Here is an 18,240-nt window from a genome sequence, read left to right on the forward strand (position 1 = left end):
AATAAAGCCGTCAATGGCGTCCGTTTAACGAAAAGCTAATTTTCAAAGATGCTGAAGTCGCCCACTGCGGCTGCTTTCAGCAATAGTGCCTGCCATACATTACTATAGGCAATATCCTTGTCTGTTTCCGCCCTGATGAGCGCATACAGTGCCTGTGTTACATCCACCAGGTTGGTCAGTCCGTTCTTATACAATACTGATTTCTGGAGATAGGCATCTGAAGCGGCTTTCACCTGTACGGGCGATTCCAGGTAGTTATCCAGTGCGTTTTTAATTTTTATATCGGAGAGATCCAGCTGTGCACGGATCTGCTGATCGGCAAGATTATATTCTTCCTGCAGGCCCTGGCTGGTGAGCTGTTGCGCCTTCACCTGCCTTGAAATACGGAAGGGCTGTGTGATATTCCAGGTAACGCCTATGCCAAACAGGTAGTTGGTGCGGGTAGGTTTTACGCCATCCCAGTAGTTGTGCGTAAAGTCCGTTTGGTCAGCTGCATAGCCATTGCCAAACCCGGAGCCTCTTGTCTGCAATACGCCCACCAGTGTAAACGCGGGGTAGTAAAAGGTTTTGGCATACTTTGCCTGTTCATCGCTCAGTGCGATCCTGCTTTTATACCATTGCAGCAGCGGGTGGTTTTCCGGGGAAAGGGCTTGCTGTGGCAGTGCCGGGATACGGGCTACATAAGAGGTATCCAGAATAAACTGCCGCGGTGCAATACCCAGCAGCTGCGCCAGTTCATTGCTTTGCGTTTGTTCAAAATCCCTTGCTTTAGTAAGGGCAATTTTTGCATTGGAGTATTCCGCGTTGGCCTGGGAGGAGTCCACGCCTGCTATCAGCCCATTCTTCACGCGGGTAACCACTACTGTTCTGATAGTGTCTGCACGTTCCAGGTTTTCCCTGTAGGATCGGGTGAGCTGTTGTGCTGCAACGAGGTTTAAATAAGTGGCCGCCACTTTTATTTTGTGCTTAAAAATCTCCTGTTGCCAGTCTTTGTCGTTCTGAGCGGCGGCCGCTAATGCTGTTTTAACTTTTTCCTTGGCCCTGCCAAAAGCGAAGAAATCCCAGTTGATATTAGTAAGGTATAAAGCGCCGAAGGAGGCGTTCCAGTTCTGATGATCGAGGGGCAGGCCGGAGGAAGCCACGCTTAAGCCTCCGAAGCCATACAGCGGGCCATTCTGGCCGTTTACGGTACCATAATCCTGTTGTGCTGCCACATTCAGATTAGGCAGGTAATCGCGGCGGGCCTGGGATACCTGTTCCCGGGAAGCCGCGGTGTAGCTGGCTTTGGCGCGGATGGTCCCATAGTTGGCAATAGCCGTATCAATAGCCTGCTTAAGTGTAAATACCTGTTGTGCATACAAGCTGTAGCCCGGAAACAGGGATACAACCGCCAACAGCCAATATTTCTTACTCCACATGAATAGATAGATTTTACGGTTGAAATGTCCTGAAGGATATTCAACCGCAAAATTTCTGTATCATTTTGAAGTAAACTTGAAGGAAACGGAAAACCGGGATTTTTTTTTGTGAGATGGACAATTAAACAGCTACTGCGGCGGCTGCAGACTGGGTTTCGCTGTTTACTGTCTGTTTTTTGTAAAATGCTACCCGGATCTTGTGCCAGCCATCGGCGTAATCGTATTCCACTTCATAGCCGTTCACTTCGCAGATCTGTTTAACGATGGCAAGCCCAAGCCCGATACTGTCGTTACTCTGGTTGCTTTTCTTAAACCGCTGGAACAGTTCACAGGTAGGGATCTGTGGAGGTATACCGGTGTTGCTGATGCACAGATCGCGGTGGGTGAGCACCATTTTTATTTGTCCGCCGTCGCGGTTATGCCGGATCGCATTGCTCAGCAGGTTGCTGATAAGCATTTCCGCCAGTGCGGGATGAATACTGAGCGGGATATTTTTATCGAGGTTGGTGGTGAGTGCAATTTCGCGCATAGTGATCCAGTCTTCATAAGTGGCGATCACATCTTTCACCACGCGGCAAAACTTAATGCTTTCAGACACTTTGAATTCCTGGTTCTCCAGTTTGGTAAGCAGGATAAGGGAGCGGTTGATATGCGACAATTTTTCGATCGCGTTCTGCATATCCCCTATCAGTGCGGCTTGTACGCCATCGATATTGGTTTCAGACAGCAGTTCTATTTTGCTGCGGATCACGGCCAGTGGTGTTTGCAGTTCATGCGAGGCATTTTCGCTGAACTCTTTTACGGCGGCGTAATCTTCCATGGCCTTATCGGTCATTTTGCTGAGAAAAACATTCAGCTCTTTGAACTCCGTAGTAGTGGTTTCCGGCAGCTGCAATTTATTTTTCTGTTTCAGGTCGAAGCTGTGAATGGCTTTCATGGTGCGGCGCAGCGGTGAAAAGATCTTCCTGGAAAGCAATCGCGCCGTTACAGACACCGCGAAGATCATGAGCAGCATTTTCCATACTACGGTGCTGAGCATGCCGCGGAATATTTCTTCCGACTTGATCACATAGTTAAATGAAGATATTTTATATGGCTGGTTGCCGATCATATACCAGGAATCTACCGTGATGCGGCATTCTTTCTGGCCAAGGTCTTCCGCGATGAAATTATCTTTTGTTACCACCACTTTCTTTTCCGGGAGCGGGCCTGTGACGGTGCTGATCTGTATGGGCCTTCCATGGGTATAGCGGTCCGGTTTTTCACCGGCCATCATTTGCTGGGCCACCCGGTCGTTCACGGCGGTCATACGCGCTATTTCCGCATCATCCAGGTGTTTTTTGATGTTGTTGCGGGAGATGTACATCGTGATGGGTGTGATCAGGAATACGATCCCGATAAACCATAACGTTATTTTATTAAGCAGCTTCATGTTTTGGAGGTATTAAACTTGTACCCTAATCCATACACCGTTTCTATATAATCCACTCCTTCTGCGGCGCTGATCTTCTTTCTCAGGTTCTTTACGTGCTGGTATACAAAGTCGAAATTAGCCAGGTTGTCAGTGTAATCGCCCCAAAGGTGGGCTGCGATCGCCTGCCGCGACAATACCCGGTTCTTATTGACCACAAAATACAACAACAGGTCGAATTCCTTCCGGGTTACATCCAGGAGGGTATTATTGATCATGGCCTCCATGGTGTCTGTATTAAGCTCTATCTCGTTAAAAACAATGAGGCTATTCCCATCCAGCTTCTTACGGCGGTAAATGGCCCTTAGCCGGGCATGCAGCTCCGGCAGGTGAAAAGGCTTTGTTACGTAATCGTCTGCTCCCCGCTCGAGGCCGTTCACCTTATCATCCAGCGCATCTTTGGCGGAGATGATCAGTATGCCGCTGCTGATGTTTTCCCGCCGGATGAAATTAAGCAGCTCCAGCCCGTTGCCGTCCGGTAGCATAATATCCAGCAGGATACAGTCGTACGTGAAAAGGGAAAGCTTTTCCCTGGCTGTTTCCATATCATAAGCCAGTTCACTGATATACTTTTCCCCGTTGAGGTAATCGGAAATACCGCTGGCCAGTTCCTTGTTATCTTCTACAATCAATACTTTCATAAAAACATACCTGGGTGCAAGGTGCAGGGTAAATTTATAGCAAATTTGAAGTTTTTAGCGCGGATTTTGTCTGACTCAGGATTAAACTGATTACGCTGATTACGCTGATTTGATAATTTTGGATAGATAAAGGATTTGGGGAGATAGAAGCGGAGTTTTTCTACTGGTTTTTTAAGTGTTGGGGAGATTATGGACACTCCCTGGCTTCGGTTATGGATACTCCCTGTTTCCGCCGGATATACACCATATTTACCCCATATTTACACCATATTTAAGCCATATATACCCCGTATCTATAAGATACGGCGTACCGGCGTTTTACTTTCCCGTGAAGTGTAAATATAACAGGAGGCATCCTACAATATGCCTTACAGATGTACAGTCCTAACCCAAAAATCTCAAAAATAAAATCAGTATTCAAGGACAAAAAGCCCTTTAGAACCGCCTAATTTCCTGGCCAGGATCCCGGATAAGCGGGCATAAAAAACCGTTTGACCAGGTGCAGTGCATACCTCGTCAAACGGCTACATTTTAATGGCTATACTAATTATCTGCCGGAATTAAAAAATCTTTCAAAATCCAAAAAACCCAGGAAAATCATCATAATCATTGTTCCAGGACAAAACCCGCATCGCCGAAGGCGATCCCCTCCATCCGCTTATATCTTTCCCAATCCTTCAAAAAACCAAGAGAAAAACTCCGCTTAAATCTCCCCAAATCAGTTTAAATCCAAAGTAATCAAATCAGCGTAATCAGCGTAATCAGTTTAATCCTGAGTCAGACAACCTCCGCGTTATGCGCCGAAAATCTCCGCCAGCTTCCGGTTCATAGCTTCATCGTCTTCACCGCCGCCGCCGTAACGGCCAATGATTACGCCGTTGGGATCAATGAGGATCTTGGTGGGAAGGGAATGGATGCCGTAATAATCGCTTACATCCTCAGGGTTGGGCAGGTTCTTCTCCCGTTTGGTCCAATCCAGTCCGCGGAGCACATGGCGCCAGATGCCGATACCGTCCTGGTCAACGGCTTTTTTCCAGGCCTCAGGTTTGGAATCGTCGTCGGAAATGCCGATGATCTCAAAGCCTTTGGCGCTGTATTTACCGTACAATTCCTTCAGGTGAGGATTACCTTTGCGGCAGGGACCACACCAGCTGGCCCAGAAGTCGAGCATGACGTATTTGCCCTTAAAATCAGCCAGGCTGATAGTTTTACCGTTGATATCCGTTTTGGTGAACTCATGGGCAGGACTACCGGGAGAACCGCCACGAAGGCCATCCAGTTCTTTTTTTATTTCAAGGCCGTCGGCGCTTTGCTGCATGGCCGGCGACATTTTTGCATAAAAGGCTTCGCCTTCCTGCAGCGGCATATTGCTTACCCGGAAGCGGAGCAGCTGTGCGGATACATAAGAATTGGGATGCGCTGCAATGAAGGCTTTATCCGTTTTCTCCATTTGCTCATAGTAAGGCTCCATCTGGTCTTTCAGCTTCTCCAGTTTGGTTTTAAAGGATTCCAGTTCCGCATCGCCTTTTTTCGCTTTCATGGCGGCAATGTATTCCAGGTTCATTTTGTTAAAAGCATCCGATAAGGGTTTTAGCTTTTTTTGTACAGGTGCGCGCTGAGCGGTAAGCAGGTCCTGGTCCAGCTGGGATTTGGAGCCGGTGAGCTTTGCGTCTTTCAGATGACCGGTGGCGGAACTGAGCTTCATGGTAGCAGCTTCCATAAAAAAGGAGGCCATATCGCCCTCACCATACATAGCGGCTTTTTTGTCTGTATAAAGGCGTGCTTCCACTGGTTGCACAAGATTGCCTTTAAAGGTAAAGCGGCCGTTTTGAGACAGGACGCTGTCGGTCTGGTATTCCGCAGCGCTTTCCCGGTAACTGAGGTACACGTAGCGGTTGGGCAGCCCTTTAATATCTCCCGAAAGGGTAAATGGTAATTTTTCCTGCGCCCTGGCCCCGAATTGCAACGCAATAAAGGGAAGCGCGATGAGCGTGTATTTCATACAAATGTTTTTTTGATGAGATGATTAAAATACTTCTGCCAGTTTCTTCTCCAGTTCATCGCCGTGCAGGTCTTTGGCGATGATCTTACCGGAAGGATCTATCAGCAGGTTGCTGGGGATGCTATGGATATCATACTGTTTGGCCACAGCATTGTCCCAGAATTTCAGGTCTGATACATGCGTCCAGGTGAGATGATCCTGGTGGATAGCGTTCAGCCATTTCTCTTTTCCGTTAGGTTGATCCAGCGATACGCTGAGCACTGTGAAGTTCTTACTGCTGTATTTATTGAAGGCTGCCACTACATTGGGATTTTCGGCCCTGCAGGGAACGCACCAGCTGGCCCAGAAATCGACGAGCACATATTTGCCGCGGAAATCCTTCAGGGAAACGGGTTTCCCGAGAGTGTCGTTCTGCGTGAAATCAAGCGCCGTATTGCCGATGCCGGTGAGCTTATTTACGCGGATGCTATGCGCCAGGCGTTTTCCGGGGCCGTTGTTCTTTGCGGAGGCCGACAGCTTATTGAAGACGCTTTCTTTTTCCTCCAGCGGCATAACAAACAGGTGCGACAGCAACACTGCGCTGATCCCGGATTTGGGATGTTGCAGGACCCATTGTTTGGTGAGGCTGTCGCTTACTTTCTGCATACGTTCAAGCTCCGGTTGCAATGCAGCGAGGCCGGCAGAATCTCTCTCTGCGTATAGTTTATTGGCTTTTTTGTAAAGGTCTGCCCGCCCCTGCAAGCCTGGCGCCTGTTTCAGCATAGCGGCATATTCGTTGTTATCTTTTACAAATTGCGGACCTCCGAATACAGCGTCTTTAAATTCCGGGCCATCCCCTTTAATAGTGATATTACCTTTATCCAGGTAATAGAAGATCGAGTTATGCTCACCATATGGTTTCCCTATCTTGATGGTGTAAAAATCTCCCTCCCCCGGGGGAATATTGGTTTTAATGGTGAAACCGCCGGCGGTAGTTTGTACCGAGTCATAGCGATCCTGGCCACCCTGGGAGCGCCAGTACACCCACTCGCCTGCCGGGAGGCCTTTGATAGTGGCGGTGATGGTGGTATTCTGCTGTGCCTGTGCCTTAGCAGTAGTAAGTGCTGCCGGCAGCAATAAAGCAACAACGGCATATTTATAATGCTTCATGATATTTTGTTTTATTTCAGTATTTCAGCCAGTTTCGCATGCAGGGCCGCGCCTCTTAATTCTTTAGCGATAATGATGCCCTGCGGATCTATCAGGAATGAAAAAGGAATCGCCTGGATACCGTATTCCTGCGCCACTTCATTACGCCAGCCTTTCAGGTCCGACACCTGCATCCAGGGCATACCGTCCTGTTTAATGGCTTCTTTCCATTTGTCGGCTTTATCATCGAGGGATACGCCGAGGACGGTGAAGTTTTTGTCTTTGAATTTGTTGTAAGCCTTCAGCACGTTAGGGTTTTCAGCGCGACAGGGACCGCACCAGCTGGCCCAGAAATCGAGCAGTACATATTTACCTTTGAAGTCGGACAGGCGAACGGGTTTACCATCTACATCGTCCTGGGTAAAATCGATCAGGGGCTGACCGAGGGCGCTTTTCTTCAGCACGGCAAGGCGCTTTGCCAGTCGTACACCCGTTGCCGTTTGCTGCGCTTCCGGTGTGAGTACGCGGTACAGGCTATCTACCGATGCATATTCTCCCATTACCGCCATATCGGCCACCATGTTCACACTCACAGCACTTTCAGGGTGTGCTTTGATATATGCTTTGGCACGATCATGCCTCTGTTCACGCAGGGCCTCCAGGCTGGCTTCCAGTGCGGCTTTCGCCGAGTCGTTGTCTTTCACCTCCTCAAACTTTGGATAGAGGGCGTCTTCCTGGCTGGTGATATCGGCGATCGATTTCCTGTAGGCTTCATATGCGTCCTGTGTGGCCGACCCCGTGATCTTTACCTGGTCGGTGGAATCGATGTTGCCGTTTATTTGTACAGCCGCATTTTCCATGAACAGTTCCAGGTAACGGGAGGAAGTACCGATGAATATTTTCTGTGGTTCCGTGATGTTGCCTGTCCAGGTAAAGCGGCCGTCCTTTACCGGCACCGTGTCTGTTTTAGCCGAATCGGCGATGGGTATGGAGATGAAAACGACAGAATCTTTTAGTCCCCGCAGTTCCGCCGTAATGCTGGCGGATGGGACTTTGGGCTGACTGCAGGCTGCCGCCAGCAGTGTGGCAAACATGATGGGTGTGTGGAGTTTCATATTAGTTATTTAATGGTGATTATTGCTGATAACCGGGATTCTGCTCACCAAAGGCCGGGTTGTTCAGGAATTCGGCATGTGGGATGGGCAGAATATATTTTACTTTATCGTTTGCGGTTGGCCGTAGTTCCTGGATGAGGGAAGAAGGGAGCCTTAACAGCGACATCCATTCCTGTCCGTCCTCACCCACCAGGTTGCGGGAAGTTTCAAGATATAATTGCTTCAGCATTTCATTCACCGTAGTGGCATTATCTGCTGCAGAAAAATCTGTAACGCCGGCATGACCCATAATATTTTTAAGAATAGCACGGGCATCAGCAATGCTGCCACCGGCGCGCACAATGGCTTCCGCTTTCAGCAGGTATACTTCTGTTAAACGGAAAGCATAGCCTGTTTCTGATAAAGCAGTGGGGGTATTTCCCTGTTTGATATATTTCAGGAAGTAAAAGGTATTGTCTGTATAAGGGTTGGCCTCTCCTACCATCCAGGCGCCCCGGGGATCATTTGCCAGGAGATCTTTCAGCGCTTTTTTGGCGGTGTAGAGCGACGAGGCGCCCGGCCAGTATTGGCGGCTGAGCACATAGTAATAGCTCTCCTGGTTCTGCTGTGACCTGACACCAAGAATTACTTCTGAGCTGGAAAGACCTTTCGTGTAAAAGAGATCTTTCATTTGCGGTTCCAGCGCATATTTGCTGCGGAGGATGATGCTGTCGGCCAATGCGGTGACCACCGGGTAATCGGCCGTTTGGCCATGGCTCATCAGTACTCTCATTTTGAGGGCCATGGCTGCCCAGCGGGTAGCATAGAAGGCTTTATTTTCCGACGGTGCATTCGCGATGGCGTCGTCTATATCTGCAAGGATGGCATCGTAGCTGTCTTTCACCGAGCTGCGTGCTTTTGCGGTAGCAGCTACCGTTACAAATTCATCACGCAGCAGGGCGCCGTAAGGGCTGCTGAGATCGAACCACTGGCCGAAATAACTGAGTATTTTAAAATGACCATAAGCGCGGAGAAACCGTGCTTCCGCCAGTATCTCTTTTTTCCGGTTACCGGTAAAAGCCTTATCCTCCAGCAGGGATACGCCTTTTATTACGCCATTGGCAGCGTTTACCAGTTGAAAAGAGGAAGTCCAGTATATGCCGCCGGAAGAGTAACTGGCGTAGTTATTATTCTCTTCATCTAGCTCTCCGTAGCCGTATCCCATGTACCCTGCAAACATGGCAGGAGGCACTTCATGCTCAAACCAATCTGTTACGTTGTTAGCGGCATCCACATTGGCGAAGCGGTAATACACGCCGTTGAGGGCAATTTCAGAGGTGCGCTGGTCGATGATGGTATTGCCATCCACCTTTGCATTTTCCGGTAATTTACCCAGCTCCTTTTTGCAGGCGGTTCCGGCCATTAATGCCAGGCCCAGTAAAGTATATATGATCCTTTTCATAAAATCTTTTTTGTTGTTTTAAAATCCAAAACGGAGACCGATGTTAAACTGCTTTGTGGTGGGGAAAGTGCTTACATCCGAGGCGCCATTGATCAGGCTATAGGGATTGTTGCTCACTTCCGGATCAGGCCCCGGGTACTTTGAGATAGTAAACAAATTGGTAGCAGATGCGTACATGGAAGCTTCCCTGATGTGCATGGAGGAAGCTGCTCTTGCCGGCAGCTGGTAGGTAAGCGTAATGGATTTCAGCTTAATATAGGAGCCGTCGTATACATCGTTGCTGGAAGTTGGGGTGGCGTTTTCCCCCAGCATCAGGCGCGGGCGGGTATTGCTGGGATGCTCCGGCGTCCAGCGGCCTTTGATGCTTACGCCCCTGTTGGCATAGCTGTCGAAATATTTATTCTGGATATCTGTGAGATAAAGCAGATCTCCACCATAAGAGAATGTAAGCAGGGTGATAAGACTGAAATTTTTAAACGTAAAGGTATTGGTAAAGCCTCCGAAGAAATCCGGTTGTGATTTCCCTATCACGTCACTTTTAAAGAACCCGTTGTCCCCTATTTCATACATTGGGTCGCCGATACCGAGATAGGGCGCAAAATACCGGGCCAGTGTAAATTCTTTTTTATAGTCTTCCAGTTGTTTCTGATCCTGGATAATGCCTTTCATTACATAGCCGTAGAAGAGGCCCAGGGGCTCTCCTTTTCTTACAATGGTATTGCCCTGGATGTAGGAGTCAACGCTGCCGGCGTTTGTAAAGTCGCCGGCGATATCTGTTACCTTGCTCCTGTTGCGCGAAACATTGATGGCGCCTGTCCACTGGAATTGTTTACGTTTAATGAAATCCATGCGCAGGTCCAGTTCCAGCCCTTTATTATCGATAGTGGCAAAATTGGAGATCACGCTGTTGTAAGAGCTGCTTGGCGCCAGTTGTGTAGCCATTAACAAGCCGGTGGTATTTTTTTCGTAGTAGCCGAGCACACCGCGGAGGCGGGAGCCAAACATTTCGAAATCGAGGCCCAGGTCTTTCTGCAGGGTTGATTCCCATTTAATTTTTTCGTTACCCAGTTGTGTTGGTACCAGTGCATTTGTACCGCCGTAGGAGCCGGGCGTGTATAAAGTATAGTAGAGATTATCCCCAAAATTCTGCGTACCGGTGTAACCGCCGCTGGCCCTCAGTTTCAGCTCATTGATCCAGGTGGCTTTTTTCATGAATGGTTCTTCGGAAATACGCCATGCCACACCACCGGAGGGGAAGTAACCCACGCGGTTGTCTTTCGGAAATTTAGAAGAAGCATCTGAACGGCCGGTGAATGTGAACAGGTATTTTTCCTTCAGCGCATAGTTAGCGCGCATATAAAAGCTGAGCAGTGAGTTCTGCCCTGAAGTACCGGTAGATGGTAAGGTGACTGCTGCTGAAGACAGATTGTTCAGGTATTTATCGTCCGGAAAACCTTGTCCGCTGGCGGAAAAGGAATTATAGCGGTATTTCTGCCAGGAGGTGCCGCCCAGCAGGTTTAAGCGGTTATTTTTATTAAACTGTTTATCCCAGGTAAGGGTGTTTTCAAAGAAGAGGTTTACATCTTCTGTTTGGCCCTGTGAGCCTGTGCCGCCGTTGGAATCATCCACACCGTTGGGAGAAGATATCACAGCGGAACTGGGTACATAGTTCAGCTGGTGATAGTTGTTATAGTTAACAGAGAGGGTAGATCTGAACTTCAGGTCTTTCAGCACATCATAATCCCCGGAAAGGGATCCCAGCAGGGAAGATGTTTTGGCTTCGTTGATACCATCCAGCAGGATCATAGGGTTTTGATTACCCTGGTAGTCGTACCCGCCTATCTGCGAGCCGAGGAAGCGGTAATAGCTGCCATCGGGATTGCGTTCAGGCAAGGTAGGCGGTGCAAAGAATGCCGCTGGATAAATACCGTTGGTAATATTATTTTTTGTGAACCCGTAATCCAGGTTGGTGATGATGCGCAACCGGTTGGTGATTTCGTTATCCAGGCTGATCTTACCGGAGATACGGGAGAAATCTGTTCCCAGTACCACGCCTTGTTGTTTGTTATAGCCCAGGGAGGTGTAGTAACGGGAGCCGGAGCCACCGCCCCGAACGGAGATATCAGCATTCTGCAAAACCGCGTTGCGCAGCACGAGGCCCAGCCAGTCGGTGTTGGCAGTACCAAGACTGGAAGGGTTATTAATGATATTATCTGCTTTTGTACTGGACGCCTGGCCTGCCTCTGCGCGGGCGGTGTTGAGGTTTACAGCTGCTTCAGTGAGCAGGGAAAGATAATCTTTTGCGTTGAGCAGTTTTTCTTTGATGGGCGAACTTATGCCGGCATAGTAGTTGGCTTCCAGTACCGGTTTCTGGTTCAGCTTACCTTTTTTGGTGGTGATGATGATAACGCCGTTGGCTGCTTTGGAACCATAAATAGCAGTGGCAGAAGCATCTTTCAAAATATCGATGCTTTCAATATCGCTGATATTAAGACCTGCCAGGCTATTGAGCCCACGGGTGAAAGAACCTCCTACCCCGTTATTGGGATCATCGCTGCCGGCTCTTTCTATCGGGTTTACCACTTCCGCCTGGTTCTGGAGATACCTGTTCTGTATGGTTACCTGTACACCATCGATAATATAGAGGGGATCGTTGCCACCGAGCAGGGAGGTACCGCCGCGGATACGGATCTTGGCAACGCCTCCGGGGGAGCCGTCGGCCTGTGTTACCTGTACGCCGGCAGCTTTACCGGCAAGGGCCTGATCGATGCTTACGAAAGAAACATTTTTTACTTCTTCTACATTTACAGAAGCTACTGAGCCGGTGAGGTCTTTTCTTTTGGTGCTGCCATAACCCACTACCACGTATTGATTCAGGTCGTCCACTTTGGCATTGAGCTCCACTTCAATGGTAGCTTTGCCGCCTACGCTGAATGTTTTGGATTCAAAGCCTACACAGGAAATCACCAGTACCGCGCGGTAGCTGGCATTACGGAGTATAAAAAAACCTCCCTGATCGGTAACGGTGGCGATGTTACTGCCTTTCATACGGATAGTTGCGCCGGGGATGGGATTGCCTTTGCTATCCGTTACCCTTCCGCGCACATCTTCCGGTGGAAGCATTTCACCGCCGGCATTACGTTCCGGCTGGGAGATGGTTTTCCTGGAAATTACGATGGTGTTGCCTTCAATGTCGAAGCTGAGCGGCTTATCCTGCAGCAGTTTTGTGAGGGCCACCTTTAGCGGCATTTCACGGATCTCTGCTGAAACAGGGCTTACATCAGACAAATCTCTACTCCGGTAAAAGAACACGTAGCCGGTTTGTTGTTTAATTACGCTGAACACCTGCTGTAGCGGCATTTCCTTGCAGGAAACAGTGACCGTTTGTGAAACTCCACTGGCACAAACGTGTAAAGCCAGTACCGTTAATAGAACCGCGGTCATTCTCATTACTCGCCAGATTTTGGTTACATAATTGGTTCCTGGTCCGGGGAACCTGCTGTTATCAAGTGAACGAACCAGTGGCAGGAAATGTCCCTGCCTGTTGCGAACAACATTAATTTTCATACCTTAGATTGGTTTTTGGTTGACAAATGTTTTTCACCCGCCTTTGCAGGCAGTGAAAAGCTTTCCTGAATCGGGTTAACCATTGATCAAAAACCTGGTGCGGACGCCAATCTTGACACCAGGTTTTTTTATGGATGAACATAGGTCCCCCGCGTCCGTTGGACCTCATCAATTCATAACATGATATTACTGGATAGCTATCTGCGCGGGCTCAGATCCCGCAGCACTGGTTATTTGCCGACATTGGTGGTATCAGCTATGGTTGGTTATTGGTTTACTTATGGATAAATAATGATCCGTCTCCCCTCTTCTACTTTAAAGTTGATCTTTGCCTGTGACAGCACTTTCAACAGCTGCTCCTGTGTAAGACTTCTTCCTATTTCCCCGGTAAATGTTTCCTCCGGTATTTTATCACTGTATTTTACTTCTATATTATACCACCTGGATAATTGCCTCATTACGGTGGGAATATCAGCATCTTCAAAAGAAAAATAGCCGTTTTTCCAGGCGATGGCGCTGTTCACATCTACCCTCCCCACCTTAACGATCCCATCACCGGCTGGTGTAGCCTTTGCCTGTTGCCCCGGATTCAGGTGGCGCATAGCGCCGGTAGTTCTTACCAGCACGGCTCCTTCCAGCAGGGTGGTGTTGATGGTATTTTCATCCGGGTACGCATTGATATTGAAATGCGTGCCCAGCACCATTACATCCATGTTATTATTGACCTTTACCCTGAAAGGCCGCTCCACATCTGTTGCTACCTCAAAATAAACTTCACCGGTGATACCCACTTCCCTTTCTTTACCGTTGAACGCGGTAGGATAGCTTACGGATGAATTGGCATTGAGCCATACATCCGTACCATCCGGCAGCGTGATCTTATATTGTCCGCCGCGGGGCGTGCGCAATACGTTGTAACTGACAACTGATGCATCAGCGTTGCTGCTTTTATATACGATTTGCCCGTGCGTGGTTTTTTCCACTTTACTGTTGCCCTGTACGGTGAGCACTCCCGTGCCTGCACTGTCCAGGTTTACCACTGTTCCATCCGCCAGTGTGAGCGTGGCTTTATCGCCTCCCGGCGTGATGGTCACCGCTTTTTCCGCGAGCACCTGTTTTTTGCCTGATTGCCACATGTAGAAACCTGCACCGGCCGTTACCAGCACTAACACCGCAGCTGCTGCCTTCCATCCTTTACGGCGTATGGGCACTACCCGCACCTCCGGAGCTGTGGCTGCCATCAGGCGGTGGCGCATCCGTTGTTCCAGGTCTGCTTCCGTTTCCGGACCAGCCAGGTATGCTGTTAAGGCTTCCTCATCATAAGCGTTGTACCATTGCAGCAAACAATCTTTCTCCTCATCACTGGCCGCTCCGGCAAGGTACTTCTTTGATAGTATGGCCAGTTCATTCCTTTCCATCCGTGTGTAATTTACAGGGTCCTTTATAGTATGTCTGGAAATAAGGGCACTTCCCTACCTCCGTTAAAAAAAAATTTAAAAGAAGGCGTGAAAGTAATTCCGGAACTGGAGGCGCAGACGTTGCAGGGCTTTGGTAATGTGCTTTTCCACGGCTTTTTCGGAGATCTTCAGTTCCGTGGCTATTTCTTTATTGGAGAGACCCATATTCCGGCTGTAGTCGAATACGATCCTGCATTTTTCGGGCAGTTGTTTTAGCTGTTCCTGCATGGATTGCTGCAGGAAATGCACCTGGGCGGTATCGTCTGTTACCGCCTGCACTGCTTCGGGGAGAGCATCTACGGCGGTTACGGGGATCATTTTTGACAGTTGGGTAAATACCGCATACCTGCCGGCAGTGGCCAGGTAAGCGGGCAGGGACCGGATAATGGTTTGCGTTCTGCGCTGCCATAAACCGGTAAGCACGTCCTGCACCACATCTTCCGCCATCTCCCGGGAACGCAGACGGTCATAAGCCAGCACGTACAAACGTTTCCAGTAACGGTTGTAAATTTCTGTAAAGGCGTTGTGATCATCTTTACCCATCAGCTGAACCAGCTCTTCATCAGCATAGTACGCGTAATCGGTCATCATCTCTTTTTAAATCTAAAAACTGGCTGCAATAATTAATGATTGGTTGATATACAGAGATTATTGTTCACTCAAAGCTAAGGTTTATGGGTAAGAGAAACAAGGGGTGGGAAAAAAGAAAGCCCCTGCAGCAAAACGCTACAGGGGCCCGTTTATTCATAACCCATTTTATTTAATTTCCAGCAACATCTCTTTTACGGCAGCTTCCAGCTGGGCATCCTTGCCGGCCAGGAATTCTTCATAAGGAAGCGGCACCCGGATATCCGGCTCCAGCTGCAGGTTTTCAGTGGGGCGGTTTTCCTTGCCAATAGTGCCTACCATTGGTATACCGAACACCATAGTTGGATCTATCTGTGTTTCCCACCAAACTGCGGTGCCTGTACCCGGTACGGGCATGCCAATGAGCTTACCGATATTCCCTTGTTTGTAAATGTAAGGGAAGATGAATGCATCACTGTAATTGCCTTCACTCATGATCACGCAACTCGGCGCCTGCCACTGACCGGTGGGCTCGCCGCCTTTAAGCCGTTCGCCCTGTGGTGCAAAATCCAGATACTTTTTACCACTGAGGAAATTGTAGAGATCATCATGCAGCCATCCGCCGCCATTGAAGCGGGTATCCACGATGAGGGCTTTTTTATCGCGGTTGCGGCCCATTACTTCATCGTATACGGAACGATAGCTGGCATCGTTCATGCTTTGTACATGTACATAACCCACTTTCCCGTTACTGAGCTTATCTACCATTTCACGCGTATGTTCCACCCAGCGTTTATACATGAGCGTATTTTCTTCTGCAGAGGAAATGGGTTTCACGGTTTCTTCCCAGCGGGCTTTGGTATCAGGATTGTAGATGGTTACCAGCACATTGTTACCGGCTTTACGGTTCAGTAAAGATGCCCAGTCGGATTTAGCAGTGATGCTTTCTCCATCTATTTTTTCAATGATATTACCTTTTTTCAGTTTGCTGGCAGCCTTATCGAATGGGCCACCGGCAATGATATCATCTACTTTCAAACCATCGGCAGCAGAGGTTTCATCATACAGTAAACCTAACGATGCCGTAGCATCGCCATTCATTTGCTGAGGGGAATAACGGCCGCCGGTATGGGAACCGTTCAGTTCTCCCAGCAGTTCGCTGAGCAATTCTTCGAAGTCGTAGTTGTTGCTGATATGCGGGAGGAAGCGGGCGTAGTTATCGCCATACATTTTCCAGTCGATGTTACGGATAGTAGGATCATAAAATTTCTCTTTCACCTGTTTCCATGCGTGCCAGAAAATGTATTTGCGTTCTTCGTCCTGGTTAAGCGACAGTTCGGTGCTGATGGATACCGGCGTAATTTTGCCGCTGCCCGCATCTACTTTTACCACGCTGCCACGGTTGCTCACAAAAAGCGTATTACCATCCTTGCTAAGCTCTATGCCACCGGGTGTGCCGCCCAATTTAGCGAGGATCTTTGTTTCACCGGTTCTTGGTTCTGTTACCCAGAGGTCGTATCCTTTTTCAAAAGAGGCCATGTAATACAGTTTACCGGCATCTTTGCTGAGCACATAATCGCTGATAGAGGCACTGTTGATAGTGAGCTTTACTTTCCTGTTTTCGAGGTTATTGAAATCGGGATGGAATCCTTTTTTCGCATCGGCAGAATCTTTGGCTTTCAGTGCAGAGTCTTTCGCCGCTTTGCCACCGGTGGCTTCCTTTTCTTTCAGGAGATTGAATTCATCTTTGGAGAGTTTGTAGTTGTCGTATGCTTCCTGGTCAAAGAAAACCGCGTAGATATCTACTTCCCGGCTGCCTTGTTTGGCGAGTGATTTACGACCTTCCCGGCTGCTGGCCCAGGTGAGCATTTTTCCGCCGGCGGCCCATTTGGTATTACCTTCACCGAAGCCGCTGTTCACGGGATAGATAGAGGCGCCTTTACCATCGGCGGGGATGAGCGTAGCGTTTTTTATGCTGAAGTAACCCTGTTGATCATCTGTAACGATCCATTTACCGTCGGGGCTCCATTCGAAGCTCCAATCGCCATCCGAGTAGGAATGGTTGCGGCCCGCGGGCAGCAGTGTGCGGCTCTTACCGGAAGCGATGTTAAATACTTTGAGTATGTTACGGTTTTCCACGTAAGCAATTTCTTTTCCATCCGGGGAAAAAACCGGCTGGAACTCTTCCGCAGTAGTAGCAATCACCGGTTCTTCCTTCAGCAACGTAGCAGCAAAGAAATAGGGCTCCTCGCTGCGTACTTTCGTAGTTTGATAGATGTCCCAGTTGCCGTTGCGCTCTGCGGCATAGATGAGGTGTTTCCCATCGGGCGACCACTGCACCATTCTTTCCTGCTGGGGCGTGTTGGTGATACGTTTGGTAAGGTTGCCTTCCACACTGGTAACAAACACTTCTCCCCTTGCTACGAATGCCATTTGTTTTCCGTCGGGGCTCATGGCAAATTCAGTGGTGTTGCCGTTTACCGGAACATTTTTCACGATACCGGCCCTGCCATCGTTGAAGATGCGTACTTCCAGTTTGCGTGGCTGCTCCCCTTCTTTCAGCGTATATATTTCACCGTTATAGGTAAAGCAAAGGGTGTTGTTATCTGCTTTTGAAAGATGGCGTACGGGATGTTTGGTAAAGTTGGTAAGCTGCTGCATACTGGCTTTGTCAGTAACAGATCCTTTGAAGAGGTTCTGGGAGATACCGCCTTTTTCGCTGAGATAATAAATATCGTTGCCATTACCAAAAACCGGTTCCCTGTCTTCCCCGTTATATTCCGATACTTTTTCGTAGCTGCCTTTAGCGATGTCCATTATCCATATATCGCGGGTTACGGAAGACACATGGTGTTTACGCATCGGGTCTTCATATCCTTTTCTGTCCTGGAAGATCAGTTTATTACCTGCCTTGTTGTAATGCGCCACATCTGCGCCGGCTGCACTAAGCAGTGTAGCGCGGCCGCCGGTTACAGGAACGGTGTACATATTCCTGAAAAGGCGGTAAGGAAACCTTACACTGGCTGCAGGTGCATTGCGTGCGCTTCCGAAGAGCACCTGTTTGTTATCTGCAGTGAAATCGTACGGGAAATCGCCGGCACTGTTGCTGGTAAGACGCAGTGGTGCGCCGCCTTCAGCGGGCATTACAAACACGTCGAAGTTACCGTAACGGTCACTTGCAAAAGCGATGTATCTGCCATCGTGACTCCATACCGGGAGCATGTCGTGGGCTTCATGGATGGTGAGCGGAACGGCCACTCCTCCTTTCGCATCTACCCGGTAAATATCTCCTTTATAACCGAAGGCGATCGTATTGCCATCCGGGGAAATAGACGGATTCCTCAGCCATAGGGCATTTTCCTGGGCATAGGTGGTGGCGGCCATAAGAATGGCAGCGCACCCAAATAGTAATCTCTTCATAAGCGCTGTTCTG

At 48.9% G+C, this 18,240-nt stretch carries 11 protein-coding genes; all 11 read right to left on the reverse strand.

What is annotated here, in order from left to right:
- Positions 1–35: 35 nt before the first annotated feature.
- The 11 genes from ABIE50_RS22710 to ABIE50_RS22760 all read right to left on the reverse strand — a co-directional run bounded on the left by ABIE50_RS22710 (position 36) and on the right by ABIE50_RS22760 (position 18,227).
- On the reverse strand, positions 36–1,418 hold the full coding sequence (locus tag ABIE50_RS22710) for a TolC family protein (protein WP_209859362.1): 1,383 nt from the start codon (positions 1,416–1,418) through the stop codon (positions 36–38).
- A 121-nt stretch (positions 1,419–1,539) separates the two neighbouring features.
- Positions 1,540–2,850: a sensor histidine kinase gene (locus ABIE50_RS22715; protein WP_209859360.1), complete on the reverse strand. Its 1,311-nt coding sequence runs from the start codon at positions 2,848–2,850 to the stop codon at positions 1,540–1,542.
- Positions 2,847–3,530 (reverse strand): response regulator transcription factor, encoded by a 684-nt coding sequence (locus ABIE50_RS22720; protein ID WP_209859358.1) that lies wholly within the window; start codon positions 3,528–3,530, stop codon positions 2,847–2,849. Before ABIE50_RS22720 ends, ABIE50_RS22715 begins: the two co-directional genes overlap by 4 nt.
- 793 nt (positions 3,531–4,323) lie before the next feature.
- Positions 4,324–5,532 carry a redoxin domain-containing protein gene (locus ABIE50_RS22725; RefSeq protein ID WP_209859356.1) on the reverse strand — a complete coding sequence of 403 codons (1,209 nt, stop codon included), beginning with the start codon at positions 5,530–5,532 and terminating at the stop codon, positions 4,324–4,326.
- A 24-nt stretch (positions 5,533–5,556) separates the two neighbouring features.
- Positions 5,557–6,681, reverse strand: coding sequence for a redoxin domain-containing protein (locus ABIE50_RS22730; RefSeq protein WP_209859354.1), 1,125 nt, complete (start codon positions 6,679–6,681; stop codon positions 5,557–5,559).
- 11 nt (positions 6,682–6,692) lie between these two features.
- Positions 6,693–7,775, reverse strand: a complete 1,083-nt coding sequence (locus ABIE50_RS22735; protein WP_354028132.1) for a redoxin domain-containing protein — start codon at positions 7,773–7,775, stop codon at positions 6,693–6,695.
- Positions 7,776–7,794: 19 nt separating this feature from the next.
- Entirely contained in the window at positions 7,795–9,216 is a 1,422-nt protein-coding gene (locus tag ABIE50_RS22740; RefSeq protein ID WP_209859353.1) for a RagB/SusD family nutrient uptake outer membrane protein, read from the reverse strand.
- Between the two features lie 18 nt (positions 9,217–9,234).
- Positions 9,235–12,783, reverse strand: coding sequence for a TonB-dependent receptor (locus ABIE50_RS22745; protein ID WP_354028133.1), 3,549 nt, complete (start codon positions 12,781–12,783; stop codon positions 9,235–9,237).
- Positions 12,784–13,061: 278 nt separating this feature from the next.
- Entirely contained in the window at positions 13,062–14,201 is a 1,140-nt protein-coding gene (locus ABIE50_RS22750; protein WP_209859352.1) for a FecR family protein, read from the reverse strand.
- Between the two features lie 75 nt (positions 14,202–14,276).
- Positions 14,277–14,831: a sigma-70 family RNA polymerase sigma factor gene (locus tag ABIE50_RS22755; protein ID WP_354028134.1), complete on the reverse strand. Its 555-nt coding sequence runs from the start codon at positions 14,829–14,831 to the stop codon at positions 14,277–14,279.
- 165 nt (positions 14,832–14,996) lie between these two features.
- Positions 14,997–18,227 (reverse strand): S41 family peptidase, encoded by a 3,231-nt coding sequence (locus ABIE50_RS22760; RefSeq protein ID WP_209859350.1) that lies wholly within the window; start codon positions 18,225–18,227, stop codon positions 14,997–14,999.
- Positions 18,228–18,240: the final 13 nt, after the last annotated feature.

Source organism: Chitinophaga sp. OAE865, from assembly GCF_040546735.1.
GTDB lineage: Bacteria > Bacteroidota > Bacteroidia > Chitinophagales > Chitinophagaceae > Chitinophaga > Chitinophaga polysaccharea_A.